Below are 20,574 nucleotides of genomic sequence, written 5' to 3'. Positions count from 1 at the left end.
TCCCCCTTTTGGTTGTTGAATTCGATAAGTTTGAGGGAATTCCTTTACAGATGACAAAACATGTATTCATTCGGCAAAGAAAGTGGAATTCCTACGTAATTTGCATAAGGAGCAATGTTGAGCGTTGTTAGGAACTTTAAGAAGCATTTGTGATGTTGTGGCTGATGGTCAGTCAAGCTATAAAGGGAAAAGTGATCCAGATGTCGAATTTACCCTTAAAGCATGGAAAAAGGAGGACTAGTATGAACAGGATCAACATTATAACTTTAGGTGTCAGGGATATTACTGAATCATTAAGGTTTTACCGGGACGGGCTGGGATTCCGTACATCGATTAAAGAGGACGAACCTGCAATCGTTTTTTTTAATAATGCCGGAACGAAACTTGCATTGTATCCTTTAGAGGAGCTAGCAAAAGACATCAATGAGAAAGAACCGCCTAAGAAAAAGGGTTTCCCGGGTCTTACGCTCGCTTATAATGCCAAATCAATTGAAGAAGTGGATGATGTGATCAACAAGGCTGAAAAGGCTGGGGGAACAATCGAGAAATCACCTCAGGATGTTGTTTGGGGAGGATACAGCGGATATTTTTCAGACCCCGATGGTTACTATTGGGAGGTTGCGTATTCGAAGGATTGGAGTTTCGATGAAAATGATATGCTGATTATCAAGTAACGCTCACTCCGGAAGGATTACCCTTTATAAGATGTCCGGATCATAAAAAGGGCTGTTGCCTGAGTGGCCAGGCAACAGCCGATCATCATCATGCGGCTTACTGCGAAACTACATATTTGGCTAGTTCTTTACTTATTTGATTGCCCATACGCTTCGATTGCTCTGTCGCTTCTTGTACACAGGCAATGAATGCTTCTTCCACTTGATGTGCTTGAAGTGCTTTCAAACCAGCCTCAGTCGTTCCGCCTGGTGAAGTTACTTCCTTTCTTAGTACGGCAGGCGTTTTAGGTGATTTCTGTAACATATCGGCCGCACCCATCAGTGTCTGGAGAATCAATTGCTTGGCGGTTTCGGAATCGAGACCTATTTTTTCTGCTGATTTTTCCAATGCCTCGACCAAGTAATAAATATAAGCCGGACCGCTGCCTGATAAGCCTGTTACCGCATCTAGCTGGGTTTCGTCGACGACTGCCACCGTACCTACCGTTTCAAAAAGGGTAATCGCCGTTTGTAATTGCGAGTCTTTCGTATGACAGTTAGCCGCAAGGGCCGTTGCTGATTTTCCTACAGCTGCCGATGTATTAGGCATGGCACGGACGATCGAGAACCGCTTGTTGGCGATTCCTTCCAAGCTTGTTGTATGAACCCCGGCAACAACGGAAATGAACAGCATTTCTTCACGAATGTATTCTTTTATTGATTGCATCGTTTCTAAAATATCTTTCGGTTTCACCGCCAGTACGACAAGGTTTGCATCCTGTACTAATAGCTGCAGCGATCTTGTTGCAGTTACACCATATTGGTTCTTTAAATAATCGAACCGATCATCATTTGATTTATTTGTTACAAAAATATTTGCTGGTTCAATCACCTGTTGGGTCACCAGCCCCGAAATGATTGCTTCTGCCATCGATCCAGCTCCGATAAACGCGATTTTTTTCATATTTCCCGCTCCTTTTTCTTTTGAATTTTCGGCCTTTTTTTGAAAAACAAAAAGACCCCTCATCCAATAAAGGACGAAAGGTCTGGCTTCCGTGGTACCACCTTTGTTCAACTTTTCCATAACAAATAAACAGAAAAGCTGCACTTGAATCCTCTAACGCGGGAATTACGTCAGGTTTTCCTGAAGGCTCATAAGGTAGGTTCAATAATGAGGGGGCGATGAAGCCTTTCAGCAATTTCCGAGCTTCACTCTCTTTACGCCATCATAAATTTACTTGGCCTTAATCAATGCCACGCCGTCTTTAATTACTTGTGATTATGAAGGATATATCAGTACTCTGTCAATGATAATATATGCAAGGACGACAAAAAGTAGACATGAATTATGTGAAAATAATGACAGTGATTTAAAATACATGTAAAATGGTAATTATACATGAAAAGTGTACTAGGAATCCTGTTTAGCGTATAAAAAGATTTATATAAATATAATTTTCTAAGGTGGATAAGATTATGGCGAATTGGAATGGAGATATTGCAAAACTTGCTTTGCCCACGCCGTTTGCAGTGGGTGATGTGAATGTTTATGTAGTTAAAGGGGATGCTTTAACGCTAATCGATACTGGAGTGAAAACAAAACGATCAAAGGAAGCCCTGACTAACGGGCTTGGGGATTTGGGTCTGAAACTGACTGATATCGAACAAATCATTTTAACCCATCATCATCCTGATCATGCTGGTGCACTCGATTTCTTTGAAAAGGAAATCCCGGTTTATGGACACAAAAACAATCAGCGCTGGCTGACTATCAGTGATGAATTCCTTGAAACCCATAATCGTTTTTTTCTTGATTATGCCACAAAGTTTGGAGTGGCAGAAGAGCTGAAAAATAAACTGATCCATAACCGCGACGAAATCAGTTTCCTTAGTGAACGGAAGCTTCATGGATATTTGGCTGAGGGAGATGAGCTCCCTGGTCTTCCAGGCTGGAAAGTGATCGAGACTCCAGGGCATGCTCAAAGCCATTTATCTTTTTACCGGGAAAGTGACGGTGTCATGATCGCAGGCGATCACTTGCTTGCCAAGATCTCACCTAATCCATTAATGGAACCACCTTTACTTCCCGGCGGTATAAGGCCTCGTCCGTTACTGCAATATAATGCATCACTTCAGAAATTATTGGATCTTTCCATATCCACTGTTTACTCTGGACATGGATCTGAAGTGGAAGGAGATGCGGTTGCCGACTTGATTCAATATCGATTCGAGCGGCAGCACAACCGTGCCATGCAGGTGAAAAGCATGCTTCAAGATAGGCCTTTATCGGCCTTTGAAGTGTGTCAGCAGCTTTTTCCGAAAGTATACCTTCAGGAAGTGGGCCTGACACTTTCGGAAACGGTCGGTCAGCTGGACTATTTAGAAGACTTGGGTGAAGTCGAAACAGAAATCCAATCAGGGGTCATTCTGTATTCAATCGCTTAATGTTCGCAAGGAGGCTCACTTTTTTGAATAAGTTGCAAGGCAAAGTTATTGTTATTACCGGTGCTTCCGGAGGGATTGGCAAGGAAGTTGCCATTCAAAGTGCAAAGCAGGGAGCCCGTCTCGTCCTCTTGGCCAGAAGCCTGGATAAATTACTACAGCTAAAGAATGAACTGATTACCCAATATGGGATTGATGCATATGCCTATAAGCTTGATGTTGCAGATACTGATCAGGTGACAAATGTATTTAATGACATCCATGCGCAAATAGGAGAAGTGGATGTATTGGTCAACAATGCTGGTTTCGGCACGTTTAAAGAAGCACAGGATACGGAATTAAATGAAACGAAAGCAATGTTTGCTGTCAACGTCATTGGATTAATGGCCTGCACAAAGCTGGTTCTTCCGTATATGAAGCAGAGAAAAGCGGGGCATATCATCAACATAGCTTCACAGGCCGGTAAAATCGCCACTCCTAAATCAACATTGTACTCTTCGACCAAGTTCGCGGTTCTTGGTTATTCAAACGCACTTCGGCTCGAGCTGATGGAAGATCATGTTTTTGTGACCACCGTCAATCCTGGCCCCATAGAAACGAATTTCTTTAACATTGCGGATGAATCAGGTACATACTTAAAGAATGTTGAAAAATTCATGCTTAAGCCTGGAGATGTCGCTGCCAAAATCGTAGCGGCGATGCTGACCAATAAGAGGGAAATCAATCTCCCTGGCTGGATGAATTTAGCCGGGAAATGGTATAACATGTTTCCGAAAATCACCGAAACATTAGGAAAAAAAGCATTTTTTAAAAAGTAGGCTAGACTTTCGAAACTGGAAAAGGCGAAAGTTGGCCTAATAATAGGCAAAGGGGAATGTTGATGACATTCCCCTTTTTGAAATGACCGAAGTTTTCTATGTTAATAAATGGGTAACTATTTCAGGAGGAATCCGTCTATTTCTATTAGGAGGGATTTGTATGAAGATGATAGTGAACCTTTATATCTCTATATTCGTTGCCTTTATTCTGGGTAGTTGCCAATCCCCTGAATGGAACATGGATGAAGTCATTGATAAGGGGGAAGAAGGTTTCATTACGGCTCTTGACGATAAAAGGATTTTGATTAAAGGGACGTATTATAAGGTGACCAATGATACATATATTCAAGATCAACATGGTAATGACCTCGATTATTCCGATCTGGAAATCGGGATGAAAGTGAAGCCATGGCACCGGGGCGGGGTGAAGAAATCATTTCCTGGGAAAGCGAAAGCGGAACTGATTCTTGTTTTGACGGATGAAAATAGCTTAGCCGAACAAAGGGTTGTCACTGCTGCCCTCGATCATGTCAGCAAAGCGGAAAGTCAACGATTCATGGTTCTCGAAGTCGTCCATTTCCCCTCAGAGCATGTTTATAATATCGAAATGATGAATCGTTCCAACTTAGACTCTTCATTCACGGTGACAGTAGAGGATTTAACGGATGAAATATTATATATAAAATAAAATAACCGGACTGAATCACTTTGGAATTCTGTCCGGTTGTTTTATGGGGATTCGCTCACAAGAATAAGTTCTTGTCCTGATTTTATAAAGTTTTCGCACCTAAATATTTTGGTTTCCAATAAGAATTATCCATATCCGTGATGGTTATTCCTTTAGAAGACGTAGCACTAATGAATTGACCATTTCCGATATAGATCCCAACATGGGATACTCCTGTTCTTCCAGAAGAAGTATCAAAGAATACAAGGTCACCCTTAGCTGGTGAAGATACTTTTAAACCTGTATTGGAATAGAGCAATGATGTTGTACGCGGTAAGGTAATTCCTTGCGATTTCTGGAATACATAATAGACGAAGCCTGAGCAGTCGAATCCAGTCGGTGTCGTCCCGCCCCATTTGTAAGGTTTGCCTATTAAGGTTTTTGCATAGCTTATCAGGCTGGTATTATTGACATTATAAACACCAAGTGCATTAAATGTGCCTCGGCCGGCAATTCCATCGACAGTTAACCCTTTGGCTTTCTGGAATTTTTTTACTGCAGATACAGAATACGTGCCGTAATATGTAGTCAGTGAACCTGAATATGTGAAATAACCTTTGGTTTTTAAAAGTTGTTGTAGTTGTTTGACATCGCTGTGTGTCATACCGGGTCTGAGGGTTTGATCTCCAATATTTGCAAAGGCTTGCAGTGGGGTTAGCATCATGGCAGATGCAACAGCAGCTGAAGCGATCCATTTCTTCATAATTTTCATTTCCTCTCTAGCTATCTCTCTATTATTCTTAACAATATTATCCTACAATACCATTATGACAATTAGACATAATTTTGGTTACAGTTTCATTACAAAAAATGAGCAGTAAGACTGAATTATAAATAGACGAAAGCCTGTTGAAAAGGGTGGACGAATTTTAAAAAACTGAGCATATGGATCCATTAAAAATTATTCAAGCTACTAATTGATTCTTTTTAAAAAAACAATTTGGATGTTTAGTTTAAAATTGGTATTTTATCCATTTTCAGTATCAATTATATTTTTCAAGGAAATTACAATAAAAAGTAGAAATTTGTATGAAAACTTCCATTGAATAAGAACGTATATTCGGTTAAAGTTATGAATATAATAAAAGCGAACGTATATTCTTGTTAGGGTGAAGAAATGATGGATTATGGGACGATGCTGAAACAATCAATTATGTGTATCGATATGAAAAGTTTTTATGCAAGCTGTTCAGCAGTCATGCTTGGTCTGGACCCGCTTGATTGTTATCTGGCGGTGGTTGGAGATTTGAAGAGGACAGGGAGCATTGTGCTCGCGGCTTCTCCAAAAATGAAGAAGGAATTTGGCATCAAGACAGGTTCGCGGATGTTTGAGATCCCCAATGATCCGAGGATTATCGTCGTTGAACCTAAAATGGCGACCTATTTAAGGGTTTCGACGGAAATCATCCGCTTGTTCAACCGTTATGTGCCCAAAGAAGCGATTCACGTATATAGTGTGGACGAAAGTTTTGTGAAAGTCGATGGTGCCGCTTCTTTATGGGGAGATGCCCGGATGATAGCTGAAAAGATAAAGGATGAAATCGAACGCGAATTACAGCTCCCTTGTGCAATTGGAATTGGACCGAACATGCTTATGGCAAAACTTTGCCTTGATTTGGATGCCAAACATAAAGGGATTGCAGAATGGAAGTATGAGGATGTGCCAAGCAAACTTTGGCCGATTTCCCCGCTTCGTGAAATGTGGGGGATCGGCAGGCGCGTTGAAACAACCCTTCATGGAATGGGGATATTTACGGTTGGGCAGCTTGCCAATTATGATCTTGAATTACTTGAAGCGAAGTTTGGGATTATGGGCAATCAGCTTTACCACCATGCGTGGGGAATAGATTTATCAGATATGGGGGCAGCGATCATCGAAGGGCAGGTAAGCTTCGGCAAAAGTCAAATCCTGCTGCGGGATTATAAGGAGGAGCATGAGGTAAAGCAGGTCATGCTGGAAATTTGCGAAGAAGTTGGAAGAAGGGCACGCACCCATCGCAAGGCAGGAAGAACGGTGAGCCTAAGCATTGGTTACAGCAAGGATGAGTTTGGCGGAGGTTTCCATCGTTCGCGTTCGATTAGCGAACCGACCAACATTACGATGGAGTTATATAAAGTTTGCCTGGAGCTTTTTCATGAGAACTATAAGCAAAAAACGGTTCGGAGCATAGAGGTCAGACTCTCGAATATTGTGGATGATAACGAAATGCAGCTGACTTTATTCGATGCTTCGCGCTGGAAGAAGCGGGAATTGAGTTACACGGTTGATCGAATCCGCCATAAATATGGAGCCAAATCGTTATTGCGTGCGGTTTCGTATACGGAAGCGGGTACAGCCGTTTACCGAAGCAGGCTGCTTGGTGGGCATAAGGCGTAAGGGTGACTTTGAAGGGAGGGAAAAGAATGATTCGTGATCGCGGCCGTATCAAATGGACATCGATGATGTTACCGGAGCATGTGAAGATGCTGCGGGATTGGGTGGTGGAGGATGGCTATGAAACGAAGCGCATCCTGGATGAGCAGCAACTGGAAGAAATGAATGCGGTAATGGGGGAAGCGATGGAGGAAAGAAAGGATGTTACGATTGCTCATTATGAAGGAAACCGGTATCAGCTGTTAATCGGCAGGATCCATTATTATAATGAGCCCACCCAAAAGCTTCATATCGTTGATCGGTTTCAACAGGCTCACTATATCAGGCTTTCCGATATAGCGGATGTAAGGATAATGGAATGATGAGCGGAAAGGCTGTTCCAAGGGACAGCCTTTCATTTTCGAAACGGCATCGTGATGAAGGGATCACGCGGGGCGTAAGAGAATCGGCATTTGTTAGCACGGTCTTCGTGTGGCTGATCTTGCAAAAGGAAGCAGGCAGTTTCTTTAACAGAAGCGTTTTTATCGTTTATAATGGGGAAAGGAAAGACATCGGGAGGCGTGCAATCATGTATATTGAATGGACGGAAACAGCGGCTGAGAAAATAGTCGATAAGGTACAGGGACAAGAAGGATATTTACAGTTGAAATATGATACTGATGGCTGTGGCTGCGTGGTAAGTGGTGTGACCGCGCTATGGTGGGTCAACGAACCTGAAGAAGGTACCGAAAAAGTGGAAACAAACGGGATTCCTCTATATGTGGAGAAATCAAAAATGATTTTTCTTGATGAAGTCATGAAAATAGACTTTGTTCCGGAAGCGAACAGCTTTCAATTAAAAAGTCCGAATCAAATCTTAAATCCGAGGATGAGCTTTTTTAATAAAATCTAAATGAAGCAAAGAGGGAATCTTGGATTCCCTCTCTTTGCTTCTCAGACAAGTTTTAGAAACTGGTCGATTTGATCTTCATATTCTTTTGGATTTTCATTATAAGATTGAGCGTGGGCCCCTTTTTTAGCGATGTACAGCTGCTTTGGGCCCTCTTTTGCTGCATATAATTCCGCTGTCATGGAAGCGGGAATGAAACTGTCATTTTCACTATGGATGAAGAGCACAGGGTTTCGGATATTTTTCATATAATCGATTGGTGACACTTCATTGGTCCAATACCCATCACGGAGTTTGATGAACGTACGCCCAAGCGGAAACACGGTCCAAGAGGGAAGTGGGACTACATGTTTAAGCTGGTGTTTGATCTGATCCTCGAAATTTGAAAATGGACAGTCGGCAATGTAAAAATCAGCGCCATCTTCAAGCATTCCGGCATATAAAAGCAGGGTTACAGCCCCCATGGATTCTCCATGAATGCCAATATGAAGGTCGGGACCTTTACGTCTTTTCAATTCATCGATTACGGCCTTCAGGTCGAATTTTTCATAATGTCCATAACTGCTCGTCTTGCCACCGGAATCCCCATGCCGGCGGTGGTCATAAATGATTGCATTGAAGCCCCGCTTAAGAAAAATATTCATGTATTTAATCGAATTGACTTTGTTCTCCGTCACGCCATGAGAAATGACCACCCATTTATTAGTATCATGCGGTTCGATAAACAAGCATTTCAAGGAATATCCGGATGGTGACGATACCCAAATTTCCGTTTTAGGCAGATTATCAAAATCCTCCGTGATCAGGCGTTTAGCCATGATTTCACGATTTTGGATAAAATCATCTTCCTTCTTTTTCATGTACATGATCCGATTGGAAAAATAAATGCCGACACCGATGATATACGATAGGATTCCAGCCAGTGTAAACCACCATTTCTTCATGAGATGTCCTCCTCGGTTGATTTTCTTTATTTTACCATGAGGGAAATGGGAAAACACTGTTTGCTAAACCATGACGAGGAAAACGGCAGTCGTGTTATAATAATTTCATAAATGGCCAGGAGGTTTTAAGGGTGAAAAAGAAACAGCAGCGAAATCAAAATCAAAGCAAAAACCAAGATAAAGATTCATCTTCATTGAAACTTGGTGATATGATCAATCAAGATATCATGTCCCAGCTTCGTCAAAAGCAAAAGGAACTTAATGAGGCTGAACAAGAAAAAAGGGCAGCGGAAGAAGAAAAAAAACGCGAAGAAAGAAAGCGTCGGGAGAAGAATAAATCATTCGAAGAACTATTGGGTGAAAGCAATCTGAACTGGAAGAACTATAAATGAAGAACAGGGGGCAGTTTAAGTTTTAAGAGGGCTGACTCCCTTTTTCCGTTCAGGAAGACCATTCCTTGCTGATATTCCTTTATTTTATAAAGTATAACGATTATATTAAAGATAAGTTCGATATGCTTTCATATCGGATGGACTACAATTAGCTGGTGATATGATGCAAAGTAAAATAGAAAAAGTACTGGAAGACCAATTATGTTTCCTGCTTTATGCAAGTTCAAGGGAAATGACGAAGAAATATAAACCGCTGCTTGATAAACTCGAAGTGACATATCCTCAATATCTTGTTCTTCTTCTATTATGGGAACAGGATACACTTACAGTAAAAAAACTAGGGGAGCTCCTTGCCCTCGACTCAGGAACGCTTACCCCCATGTTGAAACGAATGGAGCAGAATGGCTTGATTGTCCGTGAACGTTCGTCTGAAGATGAACGGTCTGTCATGATTAAGTTGACGGAAAAGGGACTTGGTTTACAGGAAGAGGCCTGTTTCATTCCCGATCGCATTTCGGCAATGTCGGGTGATGATAAGAAGGTGGTTGAGGATTTAAAAGCTTCGCTGCTCCAACTATTGAAAACATTACAGAAATTTTAGCAAAGAAAAGACGCTTGGTGACCCCAAGCGTCTTTTTGTCGGATTTAATCTACATCTATTTCAAAGGCGACGTCCACATTGCCATTGATTGCTTTTGAATAAGGACACATTTGATGCGCTTTATGAACAAGGGTTTCGAATGCCTCCTTGTCGACCCCGGATCCCTTCACGGCCAAAGTTACAGCCAAGCTGTACTGATGCATCTCACCCATCAAAAGACTGACGCTTGCGGTGACTTTGGAATCGAAAGAAACGCGTTCAATTTTACCAACTGATTGCAAAGCACTATCAAAACATGCAGCATATCCAGCTGCAAAAAGCTGTTCCGGATTAGATGCTTCAGGCATCTGTTTAGCCCTAGGTGTTCCAGGCATTGCAATATCAACCGTGAAGTTGCCGTCAGCAGAAATTGCCGTTCCTTCTCTTCCGCCATCAACTGTTACAGACGTTGTAAATAATGTTTTTGTCATCATTTTTTCTCCCTTATCTTCTTATTTTTAATTGTGCACAATTGAATTTTACAATATTTAATTTGGAATGTCCAATGAAAAAGGGAAAACGTTGGTATGAAGTTAAATTGGTTTGGAAATGGATTGGAATGATGGGAAACTTGAAAGCGGTATAGAAGCAGTAAGACGAAAAAAACGAAGGAACGGAAAAAGGCTGCCTATCAAGTTGGTTAAACGGAGATAGTGCAGCCTAAAGGTTGTCCTGGCATTCCTTTGAAACATTTAGTTTAGTTCTATTCTTTTTACTCCCGGTGACTTTCATATTTGTTCGCTTTGGTTAACCGCTTCAAGATATCCAACTCGGTTTTGGACAGTGAAGGGCTGTTAGCGGCCTGGCAGTTCTCACGGAGCTGCTGTACTGAGCTTGCTCCTGGTACAACGGTAGCGACGCTTTGATGTGACAATACATATTGAAGTGCCGTTTCATTCAACTTCCTATCAGAAAGTTTGTCCTTTATTTGCGGAAGCAAATCTTTAAGTTCGTGATGGCTATAGTCAAGGTATCCATCCTCATTTGCCTTTTCAAGCATTTTTTCACTGAGCAGCCCTTTGGCAAGGGGGCCGCGGGCGATAATGCTGATCTGGTTGTTGTCCAAAAGGGACAGCCACTCTTCTGGGCGGCGGTCGAGTAGATTAAACTGCATCATCACGGAATCAAGCTCAGACTTTTCAGTGAATTCCTTGATTACATTCGGACGAATCGAGGAAATTCCATAATGTCGGATATAGCCTTCTTTTTTCAAATCTTCAAATGCTTCTACCGTTTCTCCGATATTGTCTGAAATGGTGCCGCCATGTAACTGATAAAGATCAATATAATCAGTCCCCAATCGCTTTAAGCTATCTTTTACAGCCGTTTTAATATAGGCGCCAGATGGATCCCAGCTCCAGGAATCTTTATTTTCATTCCAGCGGTTTCCGACCTTGGTGGCTATGTATACCTTATCGCGGACCGATTTTAAATTCTTTCCGACGATTTCTTCATTCATACCGAAATCATATAAGTCAGCAGTATCAAAATAATTGATTCCTTCATCTAAAGCGGCCTGTATGATTTCGGATGCCTGATTTTCAACAGTCCCCAATGACATGCATCCGAGCCCGATTTCAGAAACTAGCAAGTCAGAATTTCCTAGTCTGCGTTTTTTCATGTTATCCACTCCCTTTACATTCATTGTAAAGGAGAAATCCATTTCACTCAAAGATTCACTTGATCCGTTTTAAAGGCGTGGGCGGCACCTGATCATGTATGTCGGCAATCCAATCATTGATATAGACATATTGATTTTGTAATTGTTTTAGTTTTTGAAGGATTTCCCAACTCTTTCCGGATAAAGTAACGCTTTTTTCCAATACGTAAACTTTCATTAAATCGCCCTCCATCTCTATTATGGTAAAATGTATGAGGAATCATGCTGCAATTAGAACAGAGGAGTGGTCAGGATGAAAAAATTTGAAGAAAAAACGCTGTCTTCGAAAAAAATCTTCAAGGGAAAGGTAATCAGCCTGCAAGTGGATGATGTAGAGCTTCCAGATGGGAAAACGGGTAAACGTGAAATAATCAAACATCCGGGGGCGGTTGCCATCATAGCTCTCACGGCAGACAATAAAATCATCATGGTTGAGCAGTACCGTAAAGCGCTGGAGAGGAGCTTGGTGGAAATTCCTGCAGGAAAGCTGGAAGTAGGCGAAGAGCCGGTTCTGTCGGCTAAACGGGAGCTGGAAGAGGAGACAGGTTATGAATGTGGAAAAATGGAGCACATCATATCCTTCTATACATCCCCAGGTTTCGCCGATGAATTGGTCCACCTGTATATGGCCCACAATTTGAAAAAGAAAGAAAATGCGGCCCCACTGGATGAAGATGAATTTGTCGAGATGCTTGAACTCACGTTGGAGGAAGCTCAAACTTATATGGATGAAGGGAAAATCCAGGATGCCAAAACGGCATATGCAGTTCAGTATCTGCAGTTGAAAAAGGCGATGACATCATAAATGAAAGAGTTTTACGCTGACCTGCATATCCATATAGGCAGAACGAGAAGCGGAAGGGCCGTGAAAATAACAGGTGCTAAAACGTTAACCTTCAGCAATGTGCTGCAAGTGGCAAGTGAAAGGAAGGGCCTTGATCTAATAGGGATAATCGATTGCCATTCTCCTGAAATTATCGAAGAGATCGAAGCGGGGATTCTTGATGGCGAAATCACGGAAAAGATTGAAGGCGGACTTCAATACAAGAATACAACCATCATTCCAGGCTCGGAGATTGAAATTTATGATCAGAATTGTAATGGACCGATCCATGTCCTCGCTTATTTTCCCACTTTAAAAGCGATGAAGGAATTCTCCTCATGGATGAGCGGACATGTTAAAAATATCACCTTGAGCTCCCAAAGGATTTATTGTGATGGAAGAACGCTGCAAAAGATCGTGAAGTCACTGGGCGGCCTGTTTATCCCGGCACATGTCTTTACCCCATTTAAAAGCTTATATGGAAAAGGGGTGCGATCCAGTCTGACAGAAGTATTCGATCCGAAGCTAATTGACGCCATCGAACTTGGTTTAAGTTCAGATACAGAAATGGTCAAGGATATCGAGGAGTTGGACTCCTATGTATTCGTGACAAATTCCGATGCGCATTCGCTTGGGAAAATCGCCCGTGAATATCAAAAAGTCCTGCTTGAAGAACCAAGTTTCAATGAGCTGGCAAAAGCCCTTAAAGAAAAAGGGAATCGTAAGGTGGCCGTTAATTATGGATTGAACCCCTTATTGGGAAAGTATCATCAAACCGTATGTTCAGGGTGTTTACACCAAGTATTGAGGGATGATGAACAATGTCCCGAGTGTGGTAATAAATCCATTATTAAAGGGGTATCGTCCAGGATCGAAGAACTCTCCATTTCCGAGTTGGACGGAAGAAAAGGAAGGGAAAGGCCGCCGTATATCCATCAAGTGCCACTTGATTTCATCCCAGGACTCGGACCGAAATCCATGGAAAAACTGCTGGCGGCATTTGGAACAGAGATGAATATCCTTCATGAAGTTACGCTTGAACAGCTCATGGAAATCGTTCCTGAAAAATTGGCGTGCTACATCGATTCTGCCAGAAAAGGGACGCTTTCTTTTGAAGTGGGGGGCGGAGGAAAGTACGGAAAGGTCAAAAAGGAATTAACCTGAAAAAAGTCCTGACAGATGAGATCTGTCAGGACTTTTTTAGTTTGTTGTTTTTGCATAAATGGAGGTGTCCCGCACTTCCTTGCCGTCTGCACTAAGGCAGTCATTACGCAAAATACCTTCAAGGGTATATCCCAACCTCTCAGGAATCCGTTTGCTGGCAATATTATTAGGGTCACAGCGGATTTCGACTCGTTTTGCGCCATAATGGTAAAAGGCAAATTTAGTTAACTTTTCCACTGCCTCCGTTATGTAGCCTAGTTTACTGTATCTCGTATCAATCCAATAGCCAATTTCGAATTTAGGGATATCCCAGTTAATTCGGTGGAGACCAGTGGAGCCGATGAATTGATCGTCTTCTTTCCTATAAATATGGAGTCTGATATCCTCTTTTAAAATAAAGTCCGCAAAGGACTTAAGGACGTTCTGTTCAGAAGTTTCCAACGAAACATCTTGATGTGCAAACGGCAGCCGCTGTTTCAATTCAGGTTTAGAATGGACAATGGCTTCGTAAAGATCCAGGCCATCGCCCGGCTGACAAGGTCTTAGATATAATCGTGGGGTTTCAATTTTTTCGGGAAAATCCATTAATATAGCTTTCATATCCTGCCTCCATATCATTCATATGGAAAATTATAACACGAATTAGGTTCAAGGTGTTCGGCTGATGGGGAAAGTTTTCTTAGCATAAATGAGAGAGTGAAAACATAGATTCTAGTAAGCGGAGTTGGGAGGATGAAAGATGAAAAAAAAATCTGTCGTACAAAATGCCGTAATGAAACATATTAACGAACATTCCTCATTATATGTCTTTATCACTGTGCTTTTTTTGATGGGTGTCATTTTTGGGGCAATATTGGTGAATAGTTTGAGCTTTACCCAAAAGGAAGACTTGTTCTATTATTTATCGCAATTTTTCGGACAAGTATCCAAGGGTGAATTTGCATCTTCGCATGATATGTTCAGCCAAAGTATTATGCATAATATAAAATATATCGGGGTCATCTGGATTCTCGGAATATCGGTCATCGGTTTGCCTGTCATCCTGGTTTTGTTATTTATAAAAGGGATGGTTGTTGGATTCACAGTCGGCTTTTTAGTCAATCAAATGGGATGGAGCGGGTTCTTATTATCGTTTGTCGCCATTCTGCCCCAAAATATATTCATCGTCCCGATATTCATCGTAATAACCGTCCTTGCCGTCTCACTATCAATGAAAATGATCAGCCGGATTTTCCTAAAGCAGGTTCGTGAACCGCTGAAGCCGATAATTTCGCGGTATATTTTCTCATTGGTTTTATCGGGGTTATTTTTGATTACGGCTGCCGCGTTTGAAGCGTACCTATCCCCTTCTTTAATGAAAAATGTCGTAAGTTTATTGGGTCATTGATGAAAATTTACCGTTCCCGCAAATTTTTTTATCATTAACAAGAAATCTATTTTGACAGTTTTCCCTCTTTTGATATAATGGATAGGATAGCGGCGCGGGAGGGAATATTAGGTATGGAAATAGAAAACAGAATTGATAGGATAAAAAAGCAGTTACACTCGTCCAGCTACAAATTAACGCCTCAGCGAGAAGCGACCGTCCGCGTTTTACTTGAGCATGAAGAGGATCATTTAAGCGCAGAAGACGTTTACCTCCTTGTCAAAGAAAAGTCGCCGGAAATTGGATTGGCAACAGTTTACCGTACGCTAGAGTTGCTGACTGAATTGAAGATAGTAGATAAAATTAACTTTGGAGACGGGGTTTCCCGTTATGATTTAAGGCAAGAAGGAGCTGCGCATTTCCATCATCATCTTGTTTGTGTGGAATGTGGTGCGGTAGATGAGATCCAGGAAGACCTACTTGAAGACGTGGAAGACATTGTGGAACGCGACTGGAACTTCAAGATTAAAGACCATAGATTAACCTTTCATGGCATTTGTCATCGATGTCATGACAAAGAAGAAAATTAAGGTGAATGAAGTCGGACCTTTTCCATTTAATGGAGAAGGTTTTCTGCATTTTAAAAACCTATTTTCTCAAGGAAGAGCTGTTTTTGTTTTCTCCTTTCCGAAACACGTATAAAACTTGTCCTGTTGGGCATAGATTGATACAAAGGATCGAATGGGAGGGGAAAGATGATGAAAACATCATTATCGCTTGTTTTGCACACGGCTAAAGTGATGGTTCTCTTTGTTAGCTTCACTGTTCTTTTTTATATAGGAATGGTATGGTTAAATCAGGAATATCAAAGTTATCATCGTTATGATGAACCGAAAGGCATGGCCGTAAAAGTATCGAAGGCTGTTGATACGGGTGATGATGCATGGCTTGAACGCTTAATGTTGTTTTATTTAAACGGGGAGTAATGAATATGGAGAATCAAATTAGGGATTTCATTCATTTTTTAACCATTGAAAAAGGACTTGCCAAGAATACGCTCGTCTCGTATGAGCGTGACTTAAGATCATATTGGAGCTATCTGAAAGATGTTGAAGCCATTGAAGCTTGGAATGATTTACGGCGGGTGAACATCCTGCATTTTCTCGTACATTTGAAGGATCAAGGGAAATCATCGAAGACGGTGGCGCGTCATATAGCTTCCATTCGGTCTTTTCATCAATTTCTTCTAAGGGAAAAAGTAACCGAGCAGGATCCGTCCATACATATAGAAACGCCAAAACCTGACCGAAGCCTTCCAAAGGTATTAAGCATGGAAGAGGTTGAAGCACTATTGGAAGCCCCGAAGAAAATGGATGAATTCGGTTTACGCGATAAGGCGATGCTAGAACTGATGTATGCGACGGGTATGCGTGTCAGTGAGTTGATATCCATGGATGTGAGTGATGTCCATGCATCGATGGGGTTTGTCCGATGCGTAGGGAAAGGAAATAAAGAGAGGATCATTCCGATTGGACAAACTGCATTGGGTGCAATTGAACATTATATGGAAAGTTCCCGGGAGAAAATGGCCAGTCCCAAGCACAGGACAGATTCACTTTTTTTGAATCATCATGGAAACAGGCTGACAAGGCAGGGATTTTGGAAGATTCTAAAAAAACTTGTAAAATCGGCACAAATTGAAAAAGAAATTACACCGCATACATTAAGACATTCTTTCGCGACACATCTATTGATGAACGGGGCTGATTTACGTGCCGTCCAAGAAATGCTTGGTCATGCGGATATTTCGACAACTCAAATTTATACACATATTACGAACGTACGGATCAAGGATGTATATTCAAAATTCCATCCGCGAGCTTAAAAGAATAGTAGAATGATAGAAAAGGTTGTGAATTTAACTGCGAGGCAGTTGGATGAGCAGCCTTTTTTCTCCGTTTGTACTCGACTGCTATAAGGGCTGCAAATGATTCCAATGTGCATCTTGGGGCACTTTGTTTCATTCCGAAATATATTATTTGTCTCCATCATGGTAATCGTTTACAATGTAGAGAGGTCAGACTTCTGACGTTCTCGCGATTTCATTTAAATGAAGAGTAACTGAGCAGAATAAGGGTATTATAGAGAGTATAAAAAGTGATTTACTATTTTAGGAGGAATGACTCATGAAAGGGAATTCAGCATTTAAACGAATATTTGTAATAGTTATGGATTCAGTTGGGATTGGCGAAGCACCTGATGCAGATTTATTCGGCGATAAAGGGGCGGATACACTTGGACATATCGCAGAAAGAATGAATGGATTGAACATGCCGACACTCGCAAAATTGGGTTTAGGCAATATCCGTGAAATCAAGGGGATCGATAAAGCTCAGCAACCTCTCGCATACTATACGAAAATGAAGGAAGCCTCTACAGGAAAAGATACGATGACTGGACATTGGGAAATCATGGGGTTGAATATATCGACTCCGTTCCGTGTATTTCCAGATGGTTTTCCGGAATTATTAGTCAATGAACTCGAGGCAAAGATGGGTCGGGGAATTATTGGGAACGTCCCGGCAAGCGGCACGGAAATCATTGAAAGGCTTGGCGAGGAACATATGAAAACGGGTGCGCTGATCGTTTATACATCAGCTGATTCCGTATTACAGATTGCTGCACATGAAGATATCGTCCCGATAGACGAATTATATAAGATTTGTGAAATTGCCCGTGAAGTGACAATGGCTGATGAGTTCAAGGTTGGACGCGTGATTGCCAGACCGTTCACAGGTGAACCAGGCAACTTCAAAAGAACGCCTAACCGACATGATTATGCGTTGAAGCCTTTTAACCGGACAGTAATGGATGAATTGAAAGATTCTGGATATGATGTGCTCGCAATCGGGAAGATCTCTGATATCTTTGATGGGGAAGGCGTCACTGAATCATTGAGGACCGTATCCAATATGGATGGAATGGATAAATTAATCCAAACGGTTGAACAGGATTTCAAAGGGTTAAGTTTCCTTAATCTAGTCGACTTCGATGCTTTATACGGTCACCGCCGCGATCCAGAGGGATACGGAAAGGCATTGGAAGAATTCGATGCTCGGATGCCGGAAGTCCTTGATAAACTGAAAGAGGATGATTTATTGATCATCACTGCCGATCACGGGAATGATCCGGTCCATGAAGGGACCGATCACACACGTGAATATGTACCATTATTAGTTTATTCCAAACGATTTACAGAAGGTGCCGAACTCCCGATAAGAGATACATTTGCTGATATTGGGGCGACGGTCGCTGCTAATTTTGATGTGAAGATGCCTGCCTTTGGAAAAAATATATTGGGCGATCTAAATTTAGGGGAGATTAAATAGATGTTTAATAAAATAGAGACTGCTGCGTCATTTATAAAAAGTAAAATTGAAGGCTCTCCGGAGATAGGGCTGATTCTTGGTTCCGGTCTTGGAGTATTGGCGGATGAAATTGAAAATCCGATAACTATTCCATACCACGAAATCCCGGAATTCCCGGTATCTACTGTTGAGGGACACGCTGGACAGCTTGTCATTGGACATTTAAGTGGTAAAAAAGTTGTAGCCATGCAAGGACGTTTCCACTTTTATGAGGGTTACTCCATGGAGAAGGTCACTTTTCCTGTACGTGTAATGAAACTACTTGGTGTTGAGCGGTTAATTGTAACGAATGCTGCCGGAAGCGTAAATGAAAGCTATGAACCAGGTGACTTGATGCTCATTACGGATCATATTAATCTAATGGGGGCGAACCCATTGATTGGTCCTAATGAAGAGCGTTTCGGCCCTAGATTCCCTGATATGTCGGAGGCTTATAATAAAGACCTTCGGACGCAAGCAAAAAAAATAGCAGCTTCACTAGGATTGGATATTAAAGAAGGTGTCTATATCGGCAATACAGGACCGACCTATGAGACACCGGCAGAAGTGAAAATGGCAAGGATCCTTGGCGGGGATGCAGTTGGTATGTCGACAGTTCCGGAAGTTATCGTAGCTAGGCATAGTGGTATGAAGGTGCTCGGAATTTCATGCCTTACAAATATGGCCGCAGGCATTCTTGATCAGCCTTTGTCGCATGAAGAGGTAATTGAAACGACTGAAAAAGTGAAAAGCAGTTTTCTTGAATTTGTTAAGCTTATCGTTAAAGACATATAAAATGAACAAAAAAATACAAGTACACCTAAGAGAAGCGGTGTCTTTGAAAAAGCGGGGATTCTAATATGAGAATGGTAGATTTAATTGAGAAAAAGCGTGATGGAAAGGCTCTTACTACGGAAGAAATACAGTTCATCATCAAAGGGTTTACCGATGGATCGATTCCGGATTACCAAATGAGCGCTTGGTCAATGGCAGTTTATTTCAAAGGCATGAATGAGCAGGAACGTGCTGATCTAACCATGGCAATGGTCGAATCAGGAGATCAAATTGATTTATCGATGATTGAAGGAATTAAGGTCGATAAACATTCAACAGGCGGTGTTGGTGATACCACAACTCTAGTGCTTGGACCTTTGGTTGCTGCTGTAGGTGTTCCAGTGGCAAAGATGTCAGGACGCGGTCTTGGTCATACAGGCGGAACGATCGATAAGTTGGAGTCTGTAAAAGGATTTCATGTCGAAATAGAAAATGACGAGTTCATTCGACTTGTTAATAAAAATAAGATAGCTGTCATTGGACAAAGTGGTAACCTGACTCCAGCCGACAAAAAGTTATATGCATTGCGCGATGTTACGGCTACCGTTAACAGTATCGGTTTGATTGCTGGTTCGATCATGAGTAAGAAAATCGCCGCTGGTGCTGATGCAATCGTACTTGATGTTAAAACGGGAGCGGGCGCTTTCATGAAAACTCTCGAAGATTCTGAAGAGTTGGCGCATGCAATGGTTAGCATTGGAAACAATGTGGGACGAAACACGATGGCCGTCATTTCCGATATGAGCCAACCGTTGGGTTACGCAATCGGAAATGCTTTAGAAGTGAAGGAAGCCATCGATACGCTTAAAGGAGAGGGACCGGAAGATTTAACGGAACTTTCTTTGACGCTAGGAAGCCACATGGTATATCTCGCCAAAAAGGCAAGCTCGCTGGAAGAAGCAAGAACCTTGCTGGAAAATGCGATTAAGGATGGTTCTGCACTTAACTCATTCAAGGTTTTCCTAGAAGCGCAGGGAGGCGATGGTTCGGTTGTAGATCAGCCGGAAAAACTACCGCAGGCTGCTCATACTTTCGAGCTGGAAGCGAAAGAGGACGGATATGTATCGGAAATCATCGCTGATGAGGTAGGAACTGCGGCCATGCTGTTAGGCGCCGGGCGGGCAACAAAAGAATCAGAGATTGATTTGGCAGTCGGACTGGTACTTCGTAAAAAAATCGGGGAAACCGTGGCAAAAGGTGAATCCCTAGTGACGATTTACAGCAATTTTGAAGATGTTTCAAAGGTAAAAGAAAAATTGTATGAAAGCATTGCGATTTCAAAAGAGAAAATAGAAAAACCTACATTAATCTATAAAGAGATCATGGAATAAACATTTTCCAAAAAGGGCCGCTCAAGAGCGGCCTCAGACTGTAGACAAACTCGATGAAAATCGAGTTTGTCTATTTTTATGGCTTGTACAATTTGGACGTTGATTGGAAC

Annotated in this window: 25 protein-coding genes; 18 read left to right on the top strand and 7 right to left on the bottom strand. The window is 41.8% G+C overall.

From position 1 onward, the window contains the following. Positions 1–242 precede the first annotated feature (242 nt). A complete protein-coding gene (locus tag ACFX4I_RS06555) occupies positions 243–674 on the top strand; it encodes a VOC family protein (protein WP_144526733.1) in 432 nt (143 codons plus the stop codon). A gap of 97 nt (positions 675–771) precedes the next feature. On the opposite strand, the gene proC is transcribed toward ACFX4I_RS06555, so the two are convergent. After that, positions 772–1,617 carry a pyrroline-5-carboxylate reductase gene (gene proC, locus ACFX4I_RS06550; protein WP_230302508.1) on the bottom strand — a complete coding sequence of 282 codons (846 nt, stop codon included), beginning with the start codon at positions 1,615–1,617 and terminating at the stop codon, positions 772–774. Between the two features lie 512 nt (positions 1,618–2,129). On the opposite strand from proC, the gene ACFX4I_RS06545 reads away from it, so the two are divergent. The 3 genes from ACFX4I_RS06545 (at position 2,130) to ACFX4I_RS06535 (ending at position 4,601) form a co-directional block, all read left to right on the top strand. Next, the gene (locus ACFX4I_RS06545) at positions 2,130–3,098 is read left to right on the top strand and encodes an MBL fold metallo-hydrolase (RefSeq protein WP_230302507.1); all 969 of its coding nucleotides are present in this window, start codon (positions 2,130–2,132) and stop codon (positions 3,096–3,098) included. A gap of 23 nt (positions 3,099–3,121) precedes the next feature. Further along, a complete protein-coding gene (locus ACFX4I_RS06540) occupies positions 3,122–3,913 on the top strand; it encodes an SDR family NAD(P)-dependent oxidoreductase (protein WP_260397969.1) in 792 nt (263 codons plus the stop codon). Positions 3,914–4,073: 160 nt separating this feature from the next. Further along, a complete protein-coding gene (locus tag ACFX4I_RS06535; RefSeq protein WP_230302505.1) occupies positions 4,074–4,601 on the top strand; it encodes a YobA family protein in 528 nt (175 codons plus the stop codon). Between the two features lie 82 nt (positions 4,602–4,683). Here ACFX4I_RS06535 and ACFX4I_RS06530 read toward each other — a convergent pair whose 3' ends face one another. Then, positions 4,684–5,343, bottom strand: coding sequence for a C40 family peptidase (locus tag ACFX4I_RS06530; RefSeq protein ID WP_063575710.1), 660 nt, complete (start codon positions 5,341–5,343; stop codon positions 4,684–4,686). Positions 5,344–5,757: 414 nt separating this feature from the next. Here ACFX4I_RS06530 and ACFX4I_RS06525 point away from each other — a divergent pair, with 414 nt between their 5' ends. From ACFX4I_RS06525 to ACFX4I_RS06515, 3 genes are read left to right on the top strand one after another with little or no spacing between them, the layout of a single operon-like run. Then, positions 5,758–7,017, top strand: coding sequence for a Y-family DNA polymerase (locus tag ACFX4I_RS06525; RefSeq protein ID WP_377419730.1), 1,260 nt, complete (start codon positions 5,758–5,760; stop codon positions 7,015–7,017). A 26-nt stretch (positions 7,018–7,043) separates the two neighbouring features. Further along, positions 7,044–7,376, top strand: a complete 333-nt coding sequence (locus ACFX4I_RS06520; RefSeq protein ID WP_309518757.1) for a YolD-like family protein — start codon at positions 7,044–7,046, stop codon at positions 7,374–7,376. Continuing rightward, a complete protein-coding gene (locus tag ACFX4I_RS06515; RefSeq protein WP_377419728.1) occupies positions 7,376–7,906 on the top strand; it encodes an iron-sulfur cluster biosynthesis family protein in 531 nt (176 codons plus the stop codon). The genes ACFX4I_RS06520 and ACFX4I_RS06515 overlap by 1 nt, the downstream gene beginning before the upstream one ends. Before the next feature lie 41 nt (positions 7,907–7,947). Here the strand turns inward: ACFX4I_RS06515 and ACFX4I_RS06510 are convergent, their stop codons facing one another. Next, a complete protein-coding gene (locus ACFX4I_RS06510) occupies positions 7,948–8,847 on the bottom strand; it encodes an alpha/beta hydrolase (protein ID WP_063233135.1) in 900 nt (299 codons plus the stop codon). Positions 8,848–8,978: 131 nt separating this feature from the next. On the opposite strand from ACFX4I_RS06510, the gene ACFX4I_RS06505 reads away from it, so the two are divergent. Beyond that, positions 8,979–9,239: a YqkE family protein gene (locus tag ACFX4I_RS06505; RefSeq protein ID WP_098369883.1), complete on the top strand. Its 261-nt coding sequence runs from the start codon at positions 8,979–8,981 to the stop codon at positions 9,237–9,239. A gap of 163 nt (positions 9,240–9,402) precedes the next feature. Next, positions 9,403–9,840, top strand: a complete 438-nt coding sequence (locus ACFX4I_RS06500; RefSeq protein ID WP_377419726.1) for a MarR family winged helix-turn-helix transcriptional regulator — start codon at positions 9,403–9,405, stop codon at positions 9,838–9,840. 44 nt (positions 9,841–9,884) lie between these two features. Here the strand turns inward: ACFX4I_RS06500 and ACFX4I_RS06495 are convergent, their stop codons facing one another. The 3 genes from ACFX4I_RS06495 to mciZ all read right to left on the bottom strand — a co-directional run bounded on the left by ACFX4I_RS06495 (position 9,885) and on the right by mciZ (position 11,717). Continuing rightward, positions 9,885–10,310 carry an Ohr family peroxiredoxin gene (locus tag ACFX4I_RS06495; RefSeq protein WP_377419847.1) on the bottom strand — a complete coding sequence of 142 codons (426 nt, stop codon included), beginning with the start codon at positions 10,308–10,310 and terminating at the stop codon, positions 9,885–9,887. 281 nt (positions 10,311–10,591) lie between these two features. After that, positions 10,592–11,500, bottom strand: coding sequence for an aldo/keto reductase (locus ACFX4I_RS06490; protein WP_377419724.1), 909 nt, complete (start codon positions 11,498–11,500; stop codon positions 10,592–10,594). Between the two features lie 55 nt (positions 11,501–11,555). Further along, the gene (gene mciZ, locus ACFX4I_RS06485; protein ID WP_076365517.1) at positions 11,556–11,717 is read right to left on the bottom strand and encodes a Z-ring formation inhibitor MciZ; all 162 of its coding nucleotides are present in this window, start codon (positions 11,715–11,717) and stop codon (positions 11,556–11,558) included. A 75-nt stretch (positions 11,718–11,792) separates the two neighbouring features. On the opposite strand from mciZ, the gene ACFX4I_RS06480 reads away from it, so the two are divergent. Then, entirely contained in the window at positions 11,793–12,344 is a 552-nt protein-coding gene (locus tag ACFX4I_RS06480; protein ID WP_230302501.1) for an NUDIX hydrolase, read from the top strand. Continuing rightward, positions 12,345–13,526, top strand: coding sequence for an endonuclease Q family protein (locus tag ACFX4I_RS06475; protein ID WP_377419722.1), 1,182 nt, complete (start codon positions 12,345–12,347; stop codon positions 13,524–13,526). Positions 13,527–13,562: 36 nt separating this feature from the next. Here ACFX4I_RS06475 and ACFX4I_RS06470 read toward each other — a convergent pair whose 3' ends face one another. Further along, complete coding sequence (locus tag ACFX4I_RS06470; protein WP_377419720.1) at positions 13,563–14,126, bottom strand: GNAT family N-acetyltransferase; 564 nt, start codon at positions 14,124–14,126, stop codon at positions 13,563–13,565. Between the two features lie 139 nt (positions 14,127–14,265). Here ACFX4I_RS06470 and spoIIM point away from each other — a divergent pair, with 139 nt between their 5' ends. The 7 genes from spoIIM to ACFX4I_RS06435 all read left to right on the top strand — a co-directional run bounded on the left by spoIIM (position 14,266) and on the right by ACFX4I_RS06435 (position 20,464). Then, positions 14,266–14,913 (top strand): stage II sporulation protein M, encoded by a 648-nt coding sequence (spoIIM, locus tag ACFX4I_RS06465; protein ID WP_034308157.1) that lies wholly within the window; start codon positions 14,266–14,268, stop codon positions 14,911–14,913. A 119-nt stretch (positions 14,914–15,032) separates the two neighbouring features. Next, positions 15,033–15,482: a ferric iron uptake transcriptional regulator gene (gene fur / locus ACFX4I_RS06460; protein ID WP_034311309.1), complete on the top strand. Its 450-nt coding sequence runs from the start codon at positions 15,033–15,035 to the stop codon at positions 15,480–15,482. A 165-nt stretch (positions 15,483–15,647) separates the two neighbouring features. Then, positions 15,648–15,878, top strand: coding sequence for a YqzK family protein (locus ACFX4I_RS06455; RefSeq protein ID WP_370662551.1), 231 nt, complete (start codon positions 15,648–15,650; stop codon positions 15,876–15,878). 5 nt (positions 15,879–15,883) lie between these two features. Next, positions 15,884–16,777 carry a site-specific tyrosine recombinase XerD gene (xerD, locus tag ACFX4I_RS06450; RefSeq protein WP_377419718.1) on the top strand — a complete coding sequence of 298 codons (894 nt, stop codon included), beginning with the start codon at positions 15,884–15,886 and terminating at the stop codon, positions 16,775–16,777. Positions 16,778–17,078: 301 nt separating this feature from the next. After that, positions 17,079–18,281 carry a phosphopentomutase gene (gene deoB / locus ACFX4I_RS06445; protein WP_230302497.1) on the top strand — a complete coding sequence of 401 codons (1,203 nt, stop codon included), beginning with the start codon at positions 17,079–17,081 and terminating at the stop codon, positions 18,279–18,281. After that, entirely contained in the window at positions 18,282–19,094 is an 813-nt protein-coding gene (locus ACFX4I_RS06440; RefSeq protein WP_377419716.1) for a purine-nucleoside phosphorylase, read from the top strand. It abuts the gene before it with no gap. A gap of 65 nt (positions 19,095–19,159) precedes the next feature. Beyond that, entirely contained in the window at positions 19,160–20,464 is a 1,305-nt protein-coding gene (locus tag ACFX4I_RS06435; RefSeq protein WP_076365531.1) for a pyrimidine-nucleoside phosphorylase, read from the top strand. Positions 20,465–20,574: the final 110 nt, after the last annotated feature.

Source organism: Peribacillus sp. YIM B13472, assembly GCF_042788005.1.
In the GTDB taxonomy this organism is placed as follows: Bacteria; Bacillota; Bacilli; order Bacillales; family DSM-1321; genus Peribacillus; species Peribacillus simplex_E.
This window is presented reverse-complemented; position numbering and strand designations above follow the sequence as displayed.

Bases quoted from the DNA above. Each gene is read 5' to 3' on its own strand.
- ACFX4I_RS06555 (WP_144526733.1), top strand. From the start codon at position 243: ATGAACAGGATCAACATTATAACTTTAGGTGTCAGGGATATTACTGAA.
- proC (WP_230302508.1), bottom strand. From the start codon at position 1,617: ATGAAAAAAATCGCGTTTATCGGAGCTGGATCGATGGCAGAAGCAATC.
- ACFX4I_RS06545 (WP_230302507.1), top strand. From the start codon at position 2,130: ATGGCGAATTGGAATGGAGATATTGCAAAACTTGCTTTGCCCACGCCG.
- ACFX4I_RS06535 (WP_230302505.1), top strand. From the start codon at position 4,074: ATGAAGATGATAGTGAACCTTTATATCTCTATATTCGTTGCCTTTATT.
- ACFX4I_RS06530 (WP_063575710.1), bottom strand. From the start codon at position 5,343: ATGAAGAAATGGATCGCTTCAGCTGCTGTTGCATCTGCCATGATGCTA.
- ACFX4I_RS06525 (WP_377419730.1), top strand. From the start codon at position 5,758: ATGATGGATTATGGGACGATGCTGAAACAATCAATTATGTGTATCGAT.
- ACFX4I_RS06520 (WP_309518757.1), top strand. From the start codon at position 7,044: ATGATTCGTGATCGCGGCCGTATCAAATGGACATCGATGATGTTACCG.
- ACFX4I_RS06515 (WP_377419728.1), top strand. From the start codon at position 7,376: ATGAGCGGAAAGGCTGTTCCAAGGGACAGCCTTTCATTTTCGAAACGG.
- ACFX4I_RS06510 (WP_063233135.1), bottom strand. From the start codon at position 8,847: ATGAAGAAATGGTGGTTTACACTGGCTGGAATCCTATCGTATATCATC.
- ACFX4I_RS06500 (WP_377419726.1), top strand. From the start codon at position 9,403: ATGCAAAGTAAAATAGAAAAAGTACTGGAAGACCAATTATGTTTCCTG.
- ACFX4I_RS06495 (WP_377419847.1), bottom strand. From the start codon at position 10,310: ATGACAAAAACATTATTTACAACGTCTGTAACAGTTGATGGCGGAAGA.
- ACFX4I_RS06490 (WP_377419724.1), bottom strand. From the start codon at position 11,500: ATGAAAAAACGCAGACTAGGAAATTCTGACTTGCTAGTTTCTGAAATC.
- mciZ (WP_076365517.1), bottom strand. From the start codon at position 11,717: ATGAAAGTTTACGTATTGGAAAAAAGCGTTACTTTATCCGGAAAGAGT.
- ACFX4I_RS06480 (WP_230302501.1), top strand. From the start codon at position 11,793: ATGAAAAAATTTGAAGAAAAAACGCTGTCTTCGAAAAAAATCTTCAAG.
- ACFX4I_RS06475 (WP_377419722.1), top strand. From the start codon at position 12,345: ATGAAAGAGTTTTACGCTGACCTGCATATCCATATAGGCAGAACGAGA.
- ACFX4I_RS06470 (WP_377419720.1), bottom strand. From the start codon at position 14,126: ATGAAAGCTATATTAATGGATTTTCCCGAAAAAATTGAAACCCCACGA.
- spoIIM (WP_034308157.1), top strand. From the start codon at position 14,266: ATGAAAAAAAAATCTGTCGTACAAAATGCCGTAATGAAACATATTAAC.
- ACFX4I_RS06455 (WP_370662551.1), top strand. From the start codon at position 15,648: ATGATGAAAACATCATTATCGCTTGTTTTGCACACGGCTAAAGTGATG.
- xerD (WP_377419718.1), top strand. From the start codon at position 15,884: ATGGAGAATCAAATTAGGGATTTCATTCATTTTTTAACCATTGAAAAA.
- deoB (WP_230302497.1), top strand. From the start codon at position 17,079: ATGAAAGGGAATTCAGCATTTAAACGAATATTTGTAATAGTTATGGAT.
- ACFX4I_RS06440 (WP_377419716.1), top strand. From the start codon at position 18,282: ATGTTTAATAAAATAGAGACTGCTGCGTCATTTATAAAAAGTAAAATT.
- ACFX4I_RS06435 (WP_076365531.1), top strand. From the start codon at position 19,160: ATGAGAATGGTAGATTTAATTGAGAAAAAGCGTGATGGAAAGGCTCTT.